Consider the following 19,425-nt stretch of genomic DNA (forward strand, 5'->3'; position numbering starts at 1 on the left):
TAGGCGGGAGGAGTTGAAGGGGCGTCGCCAGGCGTCCTGGATCCAACCTTGAAATACCGCCCTTGGCTGACCGGCTGCCTAACTTTGAACGAAGGACAGTGTTTGGTGGGTAGTTTGACTGGGGTGGTCACCTCCGAAAGGGTAACGGAGGTTTCCCAAGGTCCGCTCACGCCGGACGGTAATCGGCGGTTGAGTGCAATAGCAGAAGCGGGCTTGACAGTGAGGCATACAGGCCGATCTGGGACGAAAGTCGGGTATAGTGATCCGGTGGTTCCGCATGGAAGGGCCATCGCTCAAAGGATAAAAGGTACGCCGGGGATAACAGGCTGATCTCCCCCAAGAGCTCACATCGACGGGGAGGTTTGGCACCTCGATGTCGGCTCGTCACATCCTGGGGCTGGAGAAGGTTCCAAGGGTTCGGCTGTTCGCCGATTAAAGTGGCACGCGAGCTGGGTTCAGAACGTCGTGAGACAGTTCGGTCTCTATCTGTGGTGGGCGTTGGACTACTGAGGGGGTCTGTCCTTAGTACGAGAGGACCGGGATGGACGCACCGCTGGCGGATCAGTTATCATGCCGGTGGTATGGCTGAGTAGCTACGTGCGGATCAGATAAGCGCTGAAAGCATCTAAGTGCGAAACTGGCCCCGAGATGAGTGGTCCTATATAGGAAGGGTCGTTGGAGACGACAACGTTGATAGGCGGCAGGTGGAGGTGGTGAGAGCCATGGAGCCGAGCCGTACTAATGTGCCCGAGAGCGAGTTTGCCGGTTTGTTATGCTGGTCTGGGATTGTGTATTTGATTTTCTCTCTGTGAGGAAAAAGACGAGGGTATTGAGTGGGTGTTTCGCCAGAAACGTTCCCGGACGATATACTTAGGTTGGTGTTGTTAAGGCGGGTGATCACCTCTATCCATTTCGAACAGAGCCGTTAAGCCCCGTACTGCCGATGGTACTGCTGTCACAAGTGGGAGAGTAGGAAGGTGCCACCTAAGAAACTGGAAGCCGCTATCGACTGATAGCGGCTTTTTTTATGTCCTTTCTTGATGTCTCCTATGCACCGGCCAAAGCAACGACGCTGGCTGGTCGCGTTTAGAGACTGCGATAATTGCGTTAACGTAGTCGGGCTAATTGCATGTCTAACGTATCTCGTCGGAAAACACTGCGAAGTCGCATCGTTTTGGCGGTCCGGTTGCTGATTGTAGCCCGTAGCGTATCGGCCGCTTTCGGATCTTTCTGACCTGTATAGACTAGAACTTGCAGACTGTTTTTCAGACTATCAAATTCGTAAGCACCCCGCAGGCTCTCGGTAGGTTCGTATCGGTAAGGGTTGGGGCTAAATGCGCACCCCTGCCAACCCGCAAAATACACTCGATTCCAGGCTGTTGTGTCGGTTAGCCAGGCATTACTTGGCACTACCTTCCCATTACGGACCATTGTTTCGACTTTCCAGGTGCCTTTAAGGACTGCTTCGTTGGGGCGGGAAGCAATGGCCCATTTGATAAAGGCAAACGCGATCGCAATAGGGAGAACCCGAATCGCATGTTTGACCCAGTTACGGCCTAGCGTAACCGGTGGCAGATGGTCAACCAAATCCCAGAACGTAGCCTTGAGTTTGTCCCAGTCAACAGCTAGAAAAAATACGAGTCCCAGCGTAAAAACAACTGAATTGAAAAAGGCACCAGATGCAATGCTATAGAAGACATTGATAAGGATAATGTTGACCATCACAGCAATACCATGACGCCGAGCAACGTCGTTCGTCGATAGAGCAGTAGGACCGAACCAACAATCTGAATGAGCCCAAGAATAACGGACAGTGTATACGAATACCCAAAATAATACCAGGTTAACCCAAAGCCGTTCACTTCGCCCAGCGGCATGTCGAGTCGGTAGCTGGGGGATTGAAACTGTGTTTTCAGAATTTTGGCGAAGCCATAGGTTGAGATGGACAAGGCCAGCCAGTACCGGATAATGGCCTGTAGCCAGGCATGACGTATACTACTGTTTACAGGCTGGTTCAGGAAACGCAAGAATGGAAGACGGCTACTGGCGGGATGGACATCAGTTGGGTCCGTATTGACTCGCTCGCGTCGTTGCCAGACTATTGTATAAACTGCGCTGATAGTCAATGAGATAATCAGAATGCCTGGCAGCATGTAGTCGAAATACTGACCAAATGTCTGCCAGAAAGACTGAGGTAACAGCTCCAGCGGCATCATCAGGATGTTGAGGATGGCGATGGCTGCCAGAAAGCATTCGCAGCATTTGAAAAACCAGCTCGTACGGGAATAGCGTGTAGAGGGTGTCATGAGTGAGGCAGATAAAACGGTGTAGCCGTGTTCAGGGTTGGTCAATATACCAACCTGTGAATCGCGTACAAGCAGGCTTTTATCTAACGGAAACCAGCGACAGCTACTCACATAAAAAAGGAGTTTAGTCGAGTAAGTACCTCTTGCTTACCCGACTAAACTCCTTTTTGCGTAACGCTATGAAAGAAGCGTAGGCAAATTACATCCATTCCCAGGCGCTCTGGTACGCATTAAGTGACTCGGCGTATGTGATAAAGTCGGCGTAGAAAGGAAGTCCCGCCAACGTAGCGCTATCACCAATGATGACCAGTTTCTTTCGGGCGCGGGTCATGGCGACATTCATCCGGCGAACGTCGGCCAGGAACCCAATTTCGGCTTGCGCATTACTGCGGGTCATGGAAATATACACAATATCGCGCTCCTGACCCTGAAAACTGTCGATGGTATTGACCGCAATGCGTGACCGATACGGTTGCAGGGACGTAGCGTGCGCTAACTGCTCATTCAGAACGCTCAGTTGCTGCTTATAAGGAGATATAACAGCAATACTGGGGAACGATGCGGGTGAATAATGCTGGCTCAATTCCTCGGTTAGCTGAGCTAGGTGCCGAATCAGTAAGGCGGCTTCTTCGGGGTTTGTTGAACTCGTACCGTCCAGCTTTTCGTCGAAACCGCAACCGGCCGTGTCAATGAATACCAGTGAACTGTCGCCCGGAAAGAGTGTATGTGTCGCTACGGACGTGTGCGCCCGTAGCTGATTCTGATAGAATGTCTGCGAGGAATACCCCATGATGTGTTCGTGCATCCGATATTGCTCCTCGAGCAGTGTAACGGCTTCGGGATGCAGGGCCACGCTTTTTTCCAGTAAGGTGGTACTAAGCCCTTTACGGGCGGCTTCGTTTGATTTGATGGTTGGTGATAACTGGCAGTGATCTCCAGCCAGAATAAGTTTCTGGCCTTTAAGAATCGGAATCCAGCAGGCTGGTTCCAGTGCCTGCCCCGCTTCATCAATAACAACGGTATGGAAATCAAGATCCCGGATTGTGTAGTTAACCGAACCGACAAGAGTGGCCGTAATAACCTGGGCGCGCGTAATTAGGTCGTCAATAATGTATTGCTCTGTGTTGGTTACGTCCTTCATAATTCGGTGCGCTTCGTCAAACAAGGCTTTACGTTGTTCGCGCTCAGCTTTACCAAAATTACGCTTGTACTTGTGCGCCATATTTTTAAATTCAGCAGCCTGCTTTTTGAGCTTCTTGGCTTCCTTCATCTGCGGATGCTCACTCATTTTGTGATCCAGGGTGAGCGCCGTCAGCCGGTCGGATACACGGGCCGGGTTACCTATTCGCAGTACGTTCAATCCCTGCTCATGCAGCTTTTCGCTGAGTAGATCCACGGCGGTGTTGCTGGGGGCTACCACCAGAATTCGTTGTTGATCCCGCTGAACAAGCGCTTTGATGGCCTGAACCAGCGTTGTGGTCTTGCCCGTACCAGGAGGGCCGTGGACAATAGCCAGCTCATTAGCCGCCAGAATGTTGCCTACTGCCCGAAGCTGACTGGGATTTAATTGTGGGATAGCGGGCGTGGTGAGCTGGGTATGAAAACTAGGCTCATGTTCGCCAACCAGAATACTAACCAGCCGGTTTTTCTTGGTTTCGGCGAGCGTATTAGCTTCTTTCAGAGCCACCTGCATCTCGTCGTAAGTGGTATCGTCGAACAGGAGTTCAATACCTAATTTACCATCCCGCGACCAGTCAGGTAATTCATCCGTGCGCAGAGTAATCTTGAGCCGGTTACCACTCTGATAAGAAATAGTCCCTTCAACCCGGTCTGTTTTAGGATCGTGGTTGCTGAAAAACAGCGCGGGCATACCGGCCCGGAATTGATGCGATATGTCCTGGTGGGTTGTACGTTCTAGTTCTACGGTCAGGTAATCGCCCCGGCTTAGTTCAGAGCCCCGGATGGCAATGGGATACCAGACAAGTCCATTTGCCCGGCGCTCGGTAATCGAGGTTGACTCGGTCAGGCGACGGTACTGATCGCTGTCCTCCCTGCGTTCAATCGTTAACAATTCCAGCAGTCTGGTAAAATACTCCATGCACAAAGGTAACGCAATTTGGGGCGGTCAGGCGACGCAATTGATTGCTGGTACCGGCTAAAACCGGCCGTTTGGGCTATAAATATCCGTTAAGTTATCGGTGTTTACGTTACTGAGAAAACCCGTAGCAGATAAGGGGGCGGATTCTTATTTCATACATAAAATAATGGTAAATTCGCTTATTAACTACGTACACCGCGTATATGCCATCGATAAAGGAAACATCAATTCAAACTAATTTCAGACGGGCTAAAATTCTGGTTATTGAAGATAATGAAGATCATTGGCAGTTGATCAAAAATGCGTTACAGCAGTATCTGAGTGAAGTAGCTCCCGTTTGGGTAGCTTCAGCTCAGCAAGCCCTGGCATTACTGAATGATTGGGGGCAGGAGGAATGGGAAGTGCCTAAACTGATCCTGCAGGATTTGTATCTCCCTACCCGGGAAGAGGGGTGGAACCTATTGCAGCAAATCAAGGCGCTTCCGGCACCCTGTAGCCAGATTCCGGTTGTGATGTTCAGCGCTTCCAACGAAACTGACGACATCAACGAAACCTACCTACGGGGTAGTGCATCGTATCTGGTCAAACCGGTTACGTTTTCGGAATGGGCGGCTTATTTTCAGGAATTACGCTCGTATTGGTGGGAAACGGTTAGTCTGCCACCAATGCGGTTTTCAACGTTGTAAACTACTCAGAAACCGGCGGGGAGGGCTACTGTGGGCGTGCCTGGCCCATTGTCTGATGATAGGTGGGCAGCGCTACCGCACGCAGCCAGAAATTACAGGCTCGTTCAATGATAGCGGTGAGGGTTGGGGACTGGCTGGCAATGGCAATAACGGAGTTAGCCTGAAGGGCATAACCAGCCAGTACCGACTCATCTCTGGGCTGTACCAGCAGAATCACCGGGATATAGTTCAGCTGACGACTGGCTTTTAGCTGCTGAAGAACCCGGAGTCGTTCCTGCGTAGCGGTGCGGGCATCGAGGAATAACAAAGCGGGAAGCTCGCTGACTGGTAACTGGCTGAGAACGGCAATCAGATTGGTGCTCTGATTTAAAACATGAAAATGATGAGACTGCCAGCGATCGCTGAAGGCGGCTTTGGTCAGTTCGTTATTTCGGCTGTCGTCTGAAACCAGCATCACGTAAGGTTTCAGGGTAGAAGGGGGGGGCAGGGGCCGCTTAACGGTTACCTGTTCCGGAGTGACGGTTGGGCTGATCGCAACCTGCGTTTGCAGAGCACCAACGACATCAGGCCAACGCCGGCGGCTTATCGGAAATACGTCACCCGTCGTCAGTCGGATTTCCCCCGACATTTTGGGGCGAGGGGGCTGGTGCAGGCTTTGTACGCAGGCCGGGTTAATCAGAATCGTTTTATGAACCCGCACAAAACCGGGCAGCAGCGTCTCCAGATAACTGATTGGTTTTGCCAGTAGCTTCTTCTGGCCGTCGCGGAAATGAAGCCAGCAATAATTGTTGGCACCGGCAAAGTAGGCAATGAGGTCGGGATGTTGCAGGGCGGGCTTTATAACACTCATAAGTAACTTAAGGGCAGTTGACCCACGGGCAACCCGGGGTCAAACGTAGGGAGACAGATAAAAAGACAACAGGAATGCCGGCGTAAAGTTGCTCGAATGGAGGAGAACCGATTCGATGCCAGTAAATAGTGAGGATACGGAACTACTACGCCGTATCCTCACGCTTTTAGGCCCAATGTGACATCTGTTTGGCGACCTGCCGGTTTACTATTTGAGGAGGATTGGATGGGCAGACCTGGAATTGAGAAGTCCGGCAGGCACATCCAGTTCACCCGTATGCGGATCGATCAGGCCGTTACGTTCATCTTCGATGTTGGTGGCCTGCGTGTAGATGTCCCCCGCAATAGGGTGCTTCCGCAATTCTTCCTTAAACAGCCGGATGCGATCGGCACGGTCTCCAGCTTCGTCGGGACCTCCATAATTCACAAAGCCAAAACCGCCCCACTCGCTGACAATCAGCGGCAGCTGACCTCGGTAGAAAAACGGATCGCCCACCACCAGCGGGAAGGCCGCAACGCCCAGCAATTCCCCCGCCACCAGGCGTTCCAGCAGCTCCCGCCAGCGGTTTAGATCGGGGGTATAAAGGTGAGCAGTCAGCAAATCTGATTTCAGACGCCCTTCGTAAGAAATATGGTGCCAGCCGTCGTTATCAACCACTAGGAACTGGGGATAAGCCAATTGCATATAGTGGTACGTGTCAACGATATATCGGCGGGTTTCAGGGTTAGTGGCAATATCTTCGGCACCCCAGTCTTCGTTGTACAGGCTCCAGATCACAACCGAAGGGTGCGTTCCAATGAGCGCTACCATGCGTTGCAGTTCAGCCTGGTGATTGGTCCGGCTAAGCGCCGTCGATACATGCGGGCTGGGAACTTCAACCCACAGGAGCAGACCCAGTTCGTCGGCCAGGTTATAGATCCGCGGATCAACCCCGGCAATGTGAACCCGGACCAGGTTGCACCCCAGTTCTTTCATCGACCGCATGTGCTGCTGTATCTCTTCGAACGTAGCCGTTCCGGGCTGGTACAGGATGCCATCGAGGTAAACCGGTTCATTGTTCAGGTAGATATGACGTCCGCGGGATTCAATTTTACGCAGGCCGAAATGGGTTTCAATCTGTGCCGCGTAACCCGTATTGTCGATAAGCTGCGCGACGAGTTTGTAGCGTACGGGTGTTTCGGGAGACCATAGCTGCGCGTCTTCAAGATCCAGAACAAGCCGCTGCTGTTTCTGCCCGGCGTCCAGTCGGATCGGATAGTCAGACGTCGCCATTGGAACCGGATCGCCCATTGCAAAAGCCTGAAGGCGAATGATATAGTCGCCCGGATCATGGATACGCGTAGTTAGTGTAAAGCGAACCAGCTGGTCCTCCACAATGCTCACAACACCCACTCTGGACCGGAGCCGGTTCCGTTCCACCGTTTCGATCCAGATACTCCGGACGGCGCCCGTGTAGGTCTGATACCAGATACCACCCCGCTTGAATACGTGCGATTCCTGCTTTCCCCGGGGAATTTCGGCATCCATCGTATCGGCAATCCGTACCGTGAGCCGGTTTGTTTCCCGGAGCCATTCGTCGGGCAGCTCGTACGAGAAGGACGTATATTCTCCGAGGTGAACGTCCTCATTTTCGATGGTGTGCAACAGATGTCCGTTGAGCCAGACGCGCGTTTCATACCCGCAGGCCCCGAACGTAAGCTGAATCAGGGACTGCGCCTGTGAGCCGCTGCGGGCGGGAAGGGTGAATTCACGTTCGTACCAGGCTACCACTTTATCCTGCCAGCCCGCTGGCGTCAACTGGCCCCGGGCCTGGGCCATGTGGTCCTCGATGGAACCTGGCCAGTGAACCGTACCGTCGAATGTATGACCGACAAACCAGCGATCTGTTAATCCAAGATCGTCAGGGTCAAGGGAAAATTGCCACTCGCCGTCAAGCAGCAGATAGTTGTTCGGTCGGAGAACGGCTCTGGGGAGCTGGTTGACGGGTTCGGCCAAACCATCGGTTTCGGGGCGGCTGGCTGATAAGCCCGTGTTGGGTTGCTTGGGTTCCATACTGGTTCAGGAAAATTGAAAACGGCAGGGAGCGTACTGGTCCTGACGAGAGTGATGTCTTCAGTAAACCAACCACCTGCGTTCGCAAAGGTTGCCAGCAAATGAGTGTACTTGAGGCAAAGGTCTGTTAATCAGTGAATAAAATGCTGGGTAAGTCGGTCCTGTAGGTAGTAGGCGCATATTCCGAATGAGGTTGTAGTTTTACCCGAGATTTATTACGCTACGTATGGAGTATTTTAACCAGATGTTTGCCCCGTCTGATACCCTGCCGGACTGCTGGAACGGACAGGATTTTGAACAATGTACGTTTCGAAACCTGGATTTATCGCGAACCAGTCTGAGCGGGGCTAACTTTATCAACTGCCGGTTTGACGCCTGTGTGCTGACGCAGGCCGAGGTAAAAAACGCCAAACTCTACGACGTCAATTTTGCGTCCTGTAAACTGATGTACGTTGATTTTGGTGCCTGTAATCCTTTCGGGTTCCACGTAGATTTTGAGGACTGCCAGCTCGACTACGCCATTTTTCTGGATCGAAAGCTCAAAAAAAGCCGATTTGTTGACTGTTCCCTCCGGGAGGTTCAGTTTCTGAACTGCGATCTGACAGGAACTGTATTCGGTCGGTGTAACCTGGAGCTGGCGCGCTTTGAGAAGAATAACCTAAGCCAGGTCGATTTTTCCAGCTCGTATAACCTTGGTCTGGACCCAGATGAGAACAAACTGAAAAAGGCCCGCTTCTCCCTGCATAATTTACCCGGTCTATTGAAAAAATACGACCTGATCATTACAGAATAAGAACCAAGCCCGGTGCTGAATAAGTACGTGTAAAAACGGCTTATAGGTTATACCGTACTGTCTGACGTAGTTACAGGCGAAGCCGGGCTATCTCAACAGAAATGCCTGGCTTCGGCTGTACAATAGAAGTAGTAAGAAAGTAATAGACGGCTGCTTTCCCTTGGAATGATGGCTACCTTAGTCGCCAATGTTTTAACCCCGGCTTTATGTTTACCTTGTTTCTGCGGCACAACGACTATCTCGAAGGTGAGCCACAAATAGTATTGCCGTTTATGCCCACTGCTAACGATTGGCTGGAAATACCCGTCGATGTACGACAGAACTTCTGGCCAGGTTGTGCTGAGACACTGTATGTAGCGGAGCGGGAACACCTATTCGACGAGAAGATGCAGTATTACGGCACCCGACTGTATTTACAGGATTGGGAGGGGAAATAGCAGATTTTGCCGGTTACTACTTACGTTTTAGCAACTGGCCCATCATTACTAAGTAGGCAGCTACTAACGCGGGACCATAAAATCCAGTCTCGAATCGACAAATGTAATCTTAGATATGTATCCACTACCTGGGGCGTTACCTGATCTGGATTTTTTTCAGCTCGACAAACCCCAATCGAGAAAACAATTCGATTTAGGCCGTCAAGATCAGTTAAAAATTGGTCCATAAGTCTGTGAGTTAGAGGCTTGATGATTTACCTAAACTGAGTACGTGTAACTTAGTTTTCTATAATAAGTACTTACTAACCCTTTCATTATACAAACGGATGGTATCCTTTGCTTCGTTTTTTAGAAACTTGCGAACGAGAAAAGGCAGGTCCGGCTGGTTGACGCAATCACTGATTGGCCAAAATAATAGGTGTCGTTAACCTACAGGAGAGCTATAAGACGCGTGCTGGAGCCGGGGGTACAAGACAACGTAGCGGACGCCGTGTAACGGACGCCGTTGCCGGAATCAAGCAATGCCGCTTGTTGGGTGTAAAACCAGAGTAGAAGATAGGAGCCATCAAACAGAGGCTACAGAAAAATTTTGGAGGAAAGGCGACAAAGCCACTGGCTGTCCGTATGTTACGCCCAATAAAAAAAGCCGTTACGCATTTCGAACGTAACGGCTTTTGACTAGGTAGCGGGGAGCAGGATCGAACTGCCGACCTTAGGGTTATGAATCCTACGCTCTAACCATCTGAGCTACCCCGCCGGGTTGATGGCACAAAAGTAGGCAAAAATTGTCCGGAAGCAAACAAGCACGTTGACTTTCGCAAAAAAAATCGTTTACCTTTGCTCACACCCCCTTTTTAATTGCCTGATATGGAGAAAATTAAATTTGTAGTCGAGTACGAACTTCGGGCGTCTCCTAAAGTGCTGTTTCCTTATATCAGTACCGCATCAGGCCTTTCACAGTGGTTTGCCAGCAAAGTGAACACCCTGCCCGAGCAGCGGCTCGATTTTCAGTGGGATAACGAAAGCCACATTGCCCGTCAGGTATCCATGCGACAGAATAAGGGGGTTCGGTTTGAGTTTCTGGAGACGGGCGACGCTGATTCGGAAAACAACTACGTTGATTTTCGAATTGACCAGTCCGAACTGACCCAATCTACGTTTCTACGCATTACTGATTATTCGTCCACAACCGAGGAAGACGAACTCTATGATCTTTGGGACGGTTTAATGGATAAGCTGAAAGAGATTGTTGGTAGTTAAAAAATACTAAATCTAACGCAATCGACCGACGTTTTTCCGGTCACTGACGTTTCTCTGAGAACGGATGAATCGTCGCGCTTCAGCCCATTTCCCGTAACCGGCTGCATGAAAAAAATTGATAAACTAGTACTCGGCTCATTCTGGGGGCCGTTTATTCTTACCCTCGGCGTTGTCATCTTTATCTTCCTGATGCGGCTGCTGATGTTTTACATCGACGAGTTCGTTTCCAAAGATCTGGATATTGCTACGTTTGGTCGACTGCTGTTCTACTTTGCCCTGCTAACCATTCCCACCGCGCTTCCACTCGCCGTGCTGCTGTCGTCGCTTATGACGTTTGGTAACCTGGGTGAGTTTTTTGAATTGACGGCTATGAAAAGCGCCGGCATCTCCCTGACCCGGGCTATGCGGCCACTATTGATTACCGCACTCTTCATCAGCTTCTTTTCGTTCTGGTTCAATAACAACGTGTCGCCCTGGGCCAACCTGAAGGGGTACAGTCTACTGTACGACATTAAAACGGCCAAGGCGACGCTGAACCTGAAAGAAGGAATTTTCTACAATGACCTGCCCGGCTACAGTATAAAGGTCGATACGAAAGTGAAAGCGGCAGAGGAAAGCACGACGGGAGATCTGCTTAAAGGCCTGATCATCTATAAACACGCGACCAATGGGGTTGAGTCGGGCAATCGGGAAATTATTCTGGCCGATTCGGGGCGGATGTACACCGATAAGGACCGGACGTATCTGGTGTTTGAACTCTTTAACGGTAACGATTACCAAGAATACAGCAGTAATAGCACGGTTAGCTACGCCAGCAACGGCCCCAACCAGGGCGGGCAGTTCGTTCGAAATGGGTTCAAAGACTACCGGCTCGTGATCAGTCTGGAGTCGTTCGGGATCAAACGTACCGATGAAAACCAGTTCGAATACCACGAGTTCATGAAGAACCTCGGCGAACTGACTACCCTGACCGATTCGCTGAAGAAGGATTACGTTAAAACCAGCGAGAACGTATCAACTACATCGCGGCAGTATTATACCTATCAGTTTAAAGCGAGCACAACCCCACCCGTAGTTACCCCGGCCCAGCCCAAGCCCCTGAAAGACGGAAAATGGGTTGACTCACTGCTGGCCAAAAAATCGGCGCTCCAGTCGGCGGGATCCCAGATGGCGCTGGGACAGGCACAGAATATACTGTCCTACGCCAGCTCGAACGTAACGTACCTGAACGATAAAGAAAAAAATATCTGGCGGTATCAACTGGAAACCCAGCACAAGTTCACCCAGTCAGTGTCGGTCTTTGTCATGTTTCTGATTGGCGCGTCGATGGGGGCTATTATTAAAAAGGGAGGCTTTGGTCTGCCGGTACTGGTTTCGATTATCTTCTTTATTCTGCTCTACGTGCTGACGCTGACGGGCGATAAGTACGCCAAAGATGGTTTGGTATGGGTACCGCTGGGTGCGTGGATGGCCAATCTGGTGCTGTTCCCGGTCGGGCTGTTTCTGATGCAGCGTGCCCGGCACGACTCACGACTGTTTGATAAGGATGTCTACGTCATTGCCTGGCAACGGCTGAAACAGCGCTGGCAGGCGTATCGCCAGCGATCGACGGGTGAGCCAGCTTCCGTCTAAAAACTGGGCGCCTTGGCCGGGAACGGGTCCGGTAAAAAATGGTGTAGGTATAATCCTGATGTTTTGCTACCTTTGCCCCTGAATTCAACTCAATTATTCATTTATTAGCTGTCTGAAGATGTATCTAACGACCGAAAAAAAGCAGGAGATCTTCTCCACCTCGGGTCATGCCAAAAGTGCAACTGACACCGGGTCGGCCGAATCCCAGATCGCGCTGTTCACGTACCGGATCAGTCACCTGACCCAGCACCTGAAAGTCCACAAGCACGATTACGGCACACAACTGGGTCTGTTAAAATTAGTAGGTAAGCGTCGTCGACTGCTGAACTACCTGCTCAAGAAAGATATCACCCGGTACCGGGCAATTCTGGCTGAGCTTGGATTACGGAAGTAATCGCTCCATAAAGAAGGGAATCCGCGCAAGTAGATTCCCTGATTTTTTGGTTTACTTAGTGCCAGAAAGTATTCTTAAAACAGGGCCTGTTTCCAGAACTGGAAGGCCCTGTTTTGGGGTTATACCAATAAGTAAAGCTGTTTTTGCTGTAACGCTGTAAGAGAAGAGAATTTTAAAAGTTATCTATGTTTAACATCACCACGCAATCTGTTGCGCTGCCCGATGGGCGGGAAATTACCATTGAAACCGGAAAACTAGCCCGTCAGGCGGATGGTGCGGTGGCCGTACGCCTGGGCGATACGATGCTGCTGGCCACCGTTGTTTCCAGTAAAGACGCGAAAGAAGGCGTAGATTTTCTACCCCTATCCGTTGATTATCAAGAGAAATTTGCGTCGGCTGGCCGTATTCCTGGCAGCTTCCAGCGCCGGGAGGGTCGCCTGGGCGATCACGAGATCCTGATCAGCCGCCTGGTTGACCGGGCGCTGCGTCCTATCTTCCCCGACAATTACCATGCGGACACGCAGGTGATGATTACCCTGATCTCGGCCGATCCGGAAGTTCAGCCAGACGCCTTGGCTGCCCTGGCTGCCTCGTCGGCACTGGCTGTGTCGGATATCCCCTTTAACGGGCCAATTTCGGAGGTGCGGGTTGCCAAGATCGATGGGCAGTACGTCATCAATCCTAAAACGAGCGACATCGAACGGGCCACGATTGACCTGATCGTTGCTGCGACCGAAAAAGATATCTGTATGGTGGAAGGCGAAATGGACGAATGTTCGGAAGCCGAAGTCGTGGAAGCGCTTAAGGCCGCTCACGAAGCCATCAAAGTACAATGCCAGGCTCAGAAAGAACTGGAAGCCAACGTGGGAAAAACCGTGAAGCGGGAATATAACCACGAAACGCACGACGAAGAGTTGCGGGCGGCTGTTCGGGCGTATTGCTATGACAAAATCTACGAAGTAGCACGTCGGCAGAACCCTAGTAAGAAAGGCCGCGCCGAAGGCTTTCGGGCCGTGCGCGAAGAATACCTCGCTACGTTCCCCGAAGATGCCATCGTGAACGTTGGGCTGATCAAAACGTATTTCCACGATCTGGAATGGGAAGCTTCCCGTCGGCTGGTGCTCGACGAGCGTACCCGTCTGGACGGTCGGGCACTCGATCAGATCCGGCCCATTTCGGCGGAAGCGGGTTATCTGCCCGGTCCCCACGGATCGGCGCTGTTCACCCGGGGGGAAACTCAGTCGCTGACAACCGTGACGCTTGGTACAAAAACCGACGAGCAGATTGTTGACCAAGCGATGTATCAGGGATTCAGCAAGTTTCTGTTGCACTATAACTTTCCTGGCTTTTCAACCGGTGAAGTAAAACCTAACCGGGGGGCTGGCCGTCGCGAGATTGGTCACGGTAACCTGGCTCACCGCTCGATTAAGAAAGTACTTCCTCCGGAAACGGAGAATCCTTACACGATCCGGATCGTATCGGACATTCTGGAATCGAACGGATCCTCGTCGATGGCTACGGTCTGTGCGGGTACCATCGCGCTGATGGACGCCGGGGTGAAAATCAAGGCGCCCGTAGCTGGTATCGCCATGGGGCTGATCTCAGATGGTGAGAAATACGCTGTTCTATCGGATATTCTGGGGGACGAAGATCACCTGGGTGATATGGATTTTAAGGTGACGGGTACCGAGAAAGGTATTGTTGCCTGCCAGATGGACCTGAAAGTAGACGGACTGTCGTATGAAGTACTGGCGCAGGCGCTGGAACAAGCACGCGCGGGTCGGCTGCACATTCTGGGTGAAATGCGGAAAGGTATTGCCGAGGTACGTTCCGATCTGAAACCACATGCACCACGTGCCGTTGTGATCAAGATCGATACGAACCAGATCGGTGCTGTTATCGGACCCGGCGGTAAAGTCGTTCAGGACATACAGAAAGACTCGGGTGCGATCGTCAACATTGATGAGCACGACAACGCGGGTTGGGTGAGCATTTTTGCGACCAACAAAACAAGCATGGACAAAGCCGTGTCGCGCGTGAAGGGTATCGTTGCTGTACCGGAAGTAGGAGAGACCTACGTTGGTAAAGTGAAGACCATTCAGCCGTTCGGTGCCTTCGTTGAATTCATGCCGGGCAAAGACGGACTGCTGCACATTTCGGAAATTAAATGGGAGCGGCTCGAGTCGATGGAAGGCGTTTTACAGGTTGGCGAAGAAGTGACGGTTAAGCTGATTGATGTCGATAAAAAGACCGGAAAATACCGTTTATCCCGTAAGGTTCTGCTGCCGAAACCAGAGAACAAAACCGCCTAGTCAATTGTTACCTAAACGCGTAATACAACGTCTAAAGAAGGCGTTATTAAGTCACGCCACCGGTGTAAACGTATTATGAGACAGCTAAAAATTTCAAAACAAATTACCAACCGCGAGAGCCAGTCCCTGGACAAGTACTTGCAGGAAATTGGTAAGGTGGATCTGCTTACGCCCGACGAAGAGGTGACGCTGGCGCAGAAAATCCGGGAGGGGGACCAACTCTCGCTGGAGCGACTGACCAAGGCAAACCTTCGTTTCGTGGTGTCGGTAGCTAAACAATATCAGAACCAGGGGCTTTCACTGGGTGATCTGATTAACGAAGGTAACCTGGGTCTGATCAAAGCCGCTCAACGCTTCGACGAAACCCGCGGATTTAAATTTATTTCGTATGCCGTGTGGTGGATTCGTCAGTCGATTCTGCAGGCACTGGCCGAGCAGTCGCGGATTGTTCGTCTGCCCCTGAACCGGGTTGGCTCGCTCAACAAAATATCGAAAACGTTCTCCGATCTCGAACAGAAGTTTGAACGGGAGCCTTCACCTGAAGAACTGGCCGCCGTGCTCGAAATCTCGGCTGCTGAAGTGGTTGACACACTGAAAATTTCGGGTCGGCACGTATCGATGGACGCTCCATTCGTACAGGGTGAAGAAAACAGTCTGCTGGATGTACTCGAGAACGACGGTGAGGACAAACCCGATTCTGGTCTGATTAATGATTCACTCCGCAAAGAGGTACAGCGTGCGTTATCAACGCTTACCCAGCGGGAAGCTGACGTGATCATGCTATATTTTGGTCTCAACGGCGAACACGCGATGACCCTGGAAGAGATTGGTGAGAAATTCAATCTGACCCGCGAGCGCGTTCGTCAGATTAAAGAGAAGGCCATTCGTCGCCTGCGGCACACCTCCCGGTCGAAAGCGTTGAAAACGTACCTAGGATAAATAAACGATCCTGTTTGTGAAAAAGGCCCTTTGCGTAAGCGAGGGCTTTTTTTTATGCCTAAAAAGAGAGAATGGTACGTCTGCTGGAAGTGGATTAGGAGAGGGAAGGCTCTAACCTCAATCATTCAATCCCTTCCCCTCCAGAATTTGCGGCATACATTTTTCAATTCTCGATTCCCGGGTTTTAGCCTGTTTAGGAGCCGAAAAATGAAGAAGATAGGCCCGTTGCCGACCCGGCGTCAATGCCTCAAACGCTGCTCTCAGTCTCGGGATCGTATGTAATCGATGCTGGAATTCGTCAGGGACGGCATAATCCGTAGTTTGTCTACGCTCAACTTTCAGCCCGGCTTTTTCGACTTCGATCGCTTCAAAAATGTAGGCTTTGAGAGTTGTCTGCAAATCAACTATCTGTTGTATATTGGTAAACCGAATCTGACGCCCCGCCTGCACATTCTCTGTTTGCTGAATCAAAATACTGCAACAGCGCGCCTTTGATAAACAGTAATGCGCAGTATTCCTTGAAAACGTGGACCAACACTACATTGCTTTTTCGATATGTGTAGCAGGGAACGCCCCATTTCAACTCTTCGGTTAGCTGACAGTCGAGCAGGATCGTTCTCAATTTCGACAGCTCTTGCTGCCACTTCTGGTCCTTATCGAAATGAAAATCAGCCTTGGGATTCATGTATTTTGTCTTGATTGAACTAAAATGATACGCTCAAATGACTGCAAAAAACAATACCCGATCAATGTGATCGGGTATTGTGTAATTAATAAACCGTAACTCTGAAAGAGACTTCAGTTAGTTCGTATAAATCCAGGCACGGGTACCGGTGAGATCGCTGATTGTTTCGAGGTCGGCAATGACGACATCTCGGTCGGCCGAACCACTGGCAGCTACTTTGTAGAGCTGGCCTTTCTGCGTAGGAATAATAACAAACGCGTCGTCGTAACCCGCTTTGCGCAGTTTACGCTTTAGCCGTTGCGCATTTGCTTTACTGGCAAAGCTGCCTGCAATCACGGTGAAATGAGGAACCGTGCGAACGGCTACCTCTGGACGATTGGTTGGTTGAGCGACTGAGGTTACAGTAGGTTGTTCAGCAAGGGTTGGGGCTGGCTCAGGTGTTACTGTCGCTACTGGTTCTACTACCGCTGGAGTTGATTCCACTACAGGTGACGGCGTGTCTTTGACAACGACTGCGTTAGTGGGCGTAGTGACCACAGGCTGGACGGGCGTTGCTGTCTCCGTAGAACTGGCAATCCAGGCTGCGGGCATCCGGAACAGGTTGGCCGGATCGAGGCTGCTTTGTAACGGCTGCCCGGGTTTTATAACGGAGAAATAACTAACCAGCCCAAGGGAGCCGATCAATAGAACAGCCGCGGCATACCGCCAGTACGAGCGAGATGCGGGTAGAGGCATAAACACGGGTTCATTCGCTAGCGAACGAACAGGACCAAGTGCTACTGTTGGAGTCGTTTCAACCAGTTGGGGCTCAATAGCCTGAGGCACCAGTGACTGGGCGTTCAGAGCGGTCATGCCGTAGGCATCGCCGAAGAAGTTGTGCCGCAAACTGGGCTCGAATTGAAGCCGGGTTTCTTCATTGTAGGTAAATGTGCCGATACCGTCCAGGTCAAAATGACCCTGTGCCTGAATCTGCTGGCGTAGTTCCTCTACAAACCGGCCGATGTGGCGCTGAGCCCCCTCACGGGTCAGTGGCTCGTGCAGCATGATATAATTCGCCAGAATGCCGTCGTCGAGCCGCAGCGCTTCGTTAAAGGCAACCCGTTTGCGGGGCGGCAGGTACGTTCCGCTGGCCTCGATAAAGGTAGCTGGCTGATAATGCGTCAGGAAAGCGCCCAGTTCAGAAACGACTACGCAGTCATACTGATAGAGAAGCTTTTTGAGATATTCGTTTATAGATGCCATCGAGTGCCGGGACAGTAATTAGAACGAGTAGCTAATTCCTCCCAGAAAGTTAAGCCCTTGGGTTGGATAATACAAATAACGCTGGTAGTTCTGGCCAATGATATTATTCAACGAAACAAAAGCCGCCACCTGTTTACCCAGGAAATAGTCAATTTTTACGTTAAGGTCGTAAATGGGTTTCAGCGTGTAGACGGTGTTCGTTACCAGGTTCTTGTTTTTAATTCCCTCCAAAAAGTACAAATCGGCGGTGATGAATAATTTCTTGTTCAGCGTGTAGGAATTGGTCCAGGAACCCGCAAAACGGGGACGACCCCAGGCTTCTTCGAGCCGGTCGAGACCGTAGCGGAAAAAATCACCTTTCAGTGTTGAGCGAAATTTATCTTTCTGGGCGTAGCTGAGCTGTCCCGAAACAGTCAGCAGCTGAGCGAGGCCACCGTCGTAAAGCACAAAGAATTTACTGGTGTCGGGGAGGGTGTTGTTGAACGTTGAGAAATTCCGGTACCGGGCAAACGATACTTTACCTTCGTATGAGAAGCCACCACCCAGTGCGCCCTTCGAGCCCCCATAAATATCCAGAGACTTAACAGTGTTAACCAACAGTACCTGAGGAGCTAGCCATTTGTTCTCACCGAGGAATGACCGGAGTGTATTCCGATTAATATCGCCGTCCAGACCTGCGAAAAAGTGAATGTTGCCCGCTGGCACCACGTCAATATCGACCACCGGGAACGCCCGGGTGTTATTGATGTTCTGCCGTTGATCGGTCTGATTAACGGCGTTGATACCCGCCGTGATGGTGAACAGAGAGGAGGTGTATTTGAACGTCGGTTTAACCCGGAACAAATTACGATTGTCTACGATGGGACCATCGGTACGCTGGGTTACGTATGCATCGGCCGCTACCAACGCGAAAAAATTATCGCTGATGCCCAGCGAGGCATTGAAGTTGGTACCCCAGTCAAGCTCCCCGGCATTATACAAATCACGCAGGTTTGTAATCCCCGTCTGCAGCGAGTAATCAATGGCGTTTTCGGCGTTGACGTTCTCGATACCAACTTTGAAATTTACTATATTCAGGCGTTGCCGAATCGCGTCTCGGGAAACGCCTTCATTACCTGCAAACGCCCGGCTGTAGCCATAGAACCCATAGGCATTCCGGTCGAAACCCAGGTCGGCCTGTAGCTTGAATGCATCCGTCAGGTACTTACCCGTTACGCGGGCGCGGGTGTCGCTCTGACCGGAGTTACGCCCGTCGACCGGGCCAATGGCTGACGACAGGTGCTGGGCCGAGGCTTCGAGCGACAGGTTAGAGCCATTATCGATACCCACGAATCCTTCCCCCAGAAACGAGCTGTAATTGCCCGCGCCGAGTTTGACGTAATTAGTGTAGGCGGGGTTTTCTTCTGCCTGCGTAGCCGATGGAGCCAAGACACCCGGTGTAATACGCGGGTCGCCGACGGTCAGTTTGCGGTCTTCGAACTCGTACGTCATTTTACGCTGCTCCGCTGATGGCTTCACCGACGGGATTCGGTTAAAGATTCGGTTAGCGGGCGGGAGTTCAATTTTGCGGCTTTTCTCGATGGTAATTTCCTGCGTCTCTACTTCGCCTTCCTTGGTAGGGCGCGTAGGGCGCTGCTGCGCAAACAGCGTTGTCGACAGCAGCAAAGAAGACAGCAGGAGACAGGAACGATTGGGATGATGCATAGACATGGATACTAACTGAAACCAAACAACCAGGA

Annotated in this window: 17 protein-coding genes, 1 tRNA gene and 2 rRNA genes (1 of these 20 running past the window's edge); 10 read left to right on the forward strand and 10 right to left on the reverse strand. The window is 51.2% G+C overall.

The annotated features are described in order from the left end of the window. Both HU175_RS15290 and rrf read left to right on the forward strand, forming a co-directional pair. Positions 1 to 763, forward strand: a 23S ribosomal RNA gene (locus HU175_RS15290) (it extends 2,073 nt beyond the left edge of the window). A 111-nt stretch (positions 764 to 874) separates the two neighbouring features. Continuing rightward, positions 875 to 986 (forward strand): 5S ribosomal RNA (gene rrf, locus HU175_RS15295). Positions 987 to 1,107: 121 nt separating this feature from the next. Here the strand turns inward: rrf and HU175_RS24860 are convergent. The 3 genes from HU175_RS24860 to HU175_RS15305 form a co-directional block, all read right to left on the reverse strand. Next, entirely contained in the window at positions 1,108 to 1,722 is a 615-nt protein-coding gene (locus tag HU175_RS24860; protein WP_228724175.1) for a hypothetical protein, read from the reverse strand. Then, complete coding sequence (locus HU175_RS24865) at positions 1,722 to 2,306, reverse strand: hypothetical protein (protein ID WP_228724176.1); 585 nt, start codon at positions 2,304 to 2,306, stop codon at positions 1,722 to 1,724. The genes HU175_RS24860 and HU175_RS24865 overlap by 1 nt, the downstream gene beginning before the upstream one ends. A gap of 199 nt (positions 2,307 to 2,505) precedes the next feature. Further along, on the reverse strand, positions 2,506 to 4,404 hold the full coding sequence (locus HU175_RS15305) for an AAA domain-containing protein (RefSeq protein WP_176567419.1): 1,899 nt from the start codon (positions 4,402 to 4,404) through the stop codon (positions 2,506 to 2,508). A gap of 203 nt (positions 4,405 to 4,607) precedes the next feature. Between HU175_RS15305 and HU175_RS15310 the strand changes: the two genes are divergently transcribed. Next, positions 4,608 to 5,090, forward strand: a complete 483-nt coding sequence (locus HU175_RS15310) for a response regulator (RefSeq protein ID WP_176567420.1) — start codon at positions 4,608 to 4,610, stop codon at positions 5,088 to 5,090. 25 nt (positions 5,091 to 5,115) lie between these two features. Here the strand turns inward: HU175_RS15310 and HU175_RS15315 are convergent, their stop codons facing one another. Further along, complete coding sequence (locus HU175_RS15315) at positions 5,116 to 5,940, reverse strand: response regulator transcription factor (RefSeq protein ID WP_176567421.1); 825 nt, start codon at positions 5,938 to 5,940, stop codon at positions 5,116 to 5,118. Between the two features lie 207 nt (positions 5,941 to 6,147). Continuing rightward, a complete protein-coding gene (locus HU175_RS15320; protein WP_176567422.1) occupies positions 6,148 to 7,992 on the reverse strand; it encodes a glycoside hydrolase family 2 protein in 1,845 nt (614 codons plus the stop codon). 226 nt (positions 7,993 to 8,218) lie between these two features. Here HU175_RS15320 and HU175_RS15325 point away from each other — a divergent pair, with 226 nt between their 5' ends. Beyond that, a complete protein-coding gene (locus tag HU175_RS15325; RefSeq protein ID WP_176567423.1) occupies positions 8,219 to 8,785 on the forward strand; it encodes a pentapeptide repeat-containing protein in 567 nt (188 codons plus the stop codon). A 206-nt stretch (positions 8,786 to 8,991) separates the two neighbouring features. Next, the gene (locus HU175_RS15330) at positions 8,992 to 9,222 is read left to right on the forward strand and encodes a hypothetical protein (RefSeq protein ID WP_176567424.1); all 231 of its coding nucleotides are present in this window, start codon (positions 8,992 to 8,994) and stop codon (positions 9,220 to 9,222) included. Between the two features lie 683 nt (positions 9,223 to 9,905). On the opposite strand, the gene HU175_RS15335 is transcribed toward HU175_RS15330, so the two are convergent. Then, positions 9,906 to 9,979: transfer RNA gene (locus tag HU175_RS15335), tRNA-Met, on the reverse strand. Positions 9,980 to 10,089: 110 nt separating this feature from the next. Here HU175_RS15335 and HU175_RS15340 point away from each other — a divergent pair. The 5 genes from HU175_RS15340 (at position 10,090) to HU175_RS15360 (ending at position 15,759) form a co-directional block, all read left to right on the forward strand. Continuing rightward, complete coding sequence (locus HU175_RS15340; RefSeq protein WP_176567425.1) at positions 10,090 to 10,482, forward strand: START-like domain-containing protein; 393 nt, start codon at positions 10,090 to 10,092, stop codon at positions 10,480 to 10,482. Between the two features lie 105 nt (positions 10,483 to 10,587). Continuing rightward, on the forward strand, positions 10,588 to 12,114 hold the full coding sequence (locus tag HU175_RS15345) for an LptF/LptG family permease (protein WP_176567426.1): 1,527 nt from the start codon (positions 10,588 to 10,590) through the stop codon (positions 12,112 to 12,114). Between the two features lie 118 nt (positions 12,115 to 12,232). Continuing rightward, on the forward strand, positions 12,233 to 12,508 hold the full coding sequence (gene rpsO, locus HU175_RS15350; protein WP_176567427.1) for a 30S ribosomal protein S15: 276 nt from the start codon (positions 12,233 to 12,235) through the stop codon (positions 12,506 to 12,508). 185 nt (positions 12,509 to 12,693) lie between these two features. After that, positions 12,694 to 14,820: a polyribonucleotide nucleotidyltransferase gene (gene pnp, locus HU175_RS15355; protein WP_176567428.1), complete on the forward strand. Its 2,127-nt coding sequence runs from the start codon at positions 12,694 to 12,696 to the stop codon at positions 14,818 to 14,820. A gap of 75 nt (positions 14,821 to 14,895) precedes the next feature. Next, positions 14,896 to 15,759, forward strand: coding sequence for an RNA polymerase sigma factor RpoD/SigA (locus tag HU175_RS15360; RefSeq protein ID WP_176567429.1), 864 nt, complete (start codon positions 14,896 to 14,898; stop codon positions 15,757 to 15,759). 117 nt (positions 15,760 to 15,876) lie between these two features. Here the strand turns inward: HU175_RS15360 and HU175_RS25030 are convergent, their stop codons facing one another. The 4 genes from HU175_RS25030 to HU175_RS15375 all read right to left on the reverse strand — a co-directional run bounded on the left by HU175_RS25030 (position 15,877) and on the right by HU175_RS15375 (position 19,390). Next, positions 15,877 to 16,230: a YdeI/OmpD-associated family protein gene (locus HU175_RS25030; RefSeq protein WP_317167741.1), complete on the reverse strand. Its 354-nt coding sequence runs from the start codon at positions 16,228 to 16,230 to the stop codon at positions 15,877 to 15,879. Further along, positions 16,160 to 16,444, reverse strand: a complete 285-nt coding sequence (locus HU175_RS25035) for a DUF1801 domain-containing protein (protein WP_317167742.1) — start codon at positions 16,442 to 16,444, stop codon at positions 16,160 to 16,162. The genes HU175_RS25030 and HU175_RS25035 overlap by 71 nt, the downstream gene beginning before the upstream one ends. Before the next feature lie 117 nt (positions 16,445 to 16,561). Further along, a complete protein-coding gene (locus HU175_RS15370; RefSeq protein ID WP_176567430.1) occupies positions 16,562 to 17,686 on the reverse strand; it encodes an SPOR domain-containing protein in 1,125 nt (374 codons plus the stop codon). A gap of 18 nt (positions 17,687 to 17,704) precedes the next feature. After that, a complete protein-coding gene (locus HU175_RS15375) occupies positions 17,705 to 19,390 on the reverse strand; it encodes a TonB-dependent receptor (protein ID WP_176567431.1) in 1,686 nt (561 codons plus the stop codon). Positions 19,391 to 19,425 lie beyond the last annotated feature (35 nt).

This window comes from Spirosoma sp. KUDC1026, assembly GCF_013375035.1.
Classification (GTDB): Bacteria; Bacteroidota; Bacteroidia; order Cytophagales; family Spirosomataceae; genus Spirosoma.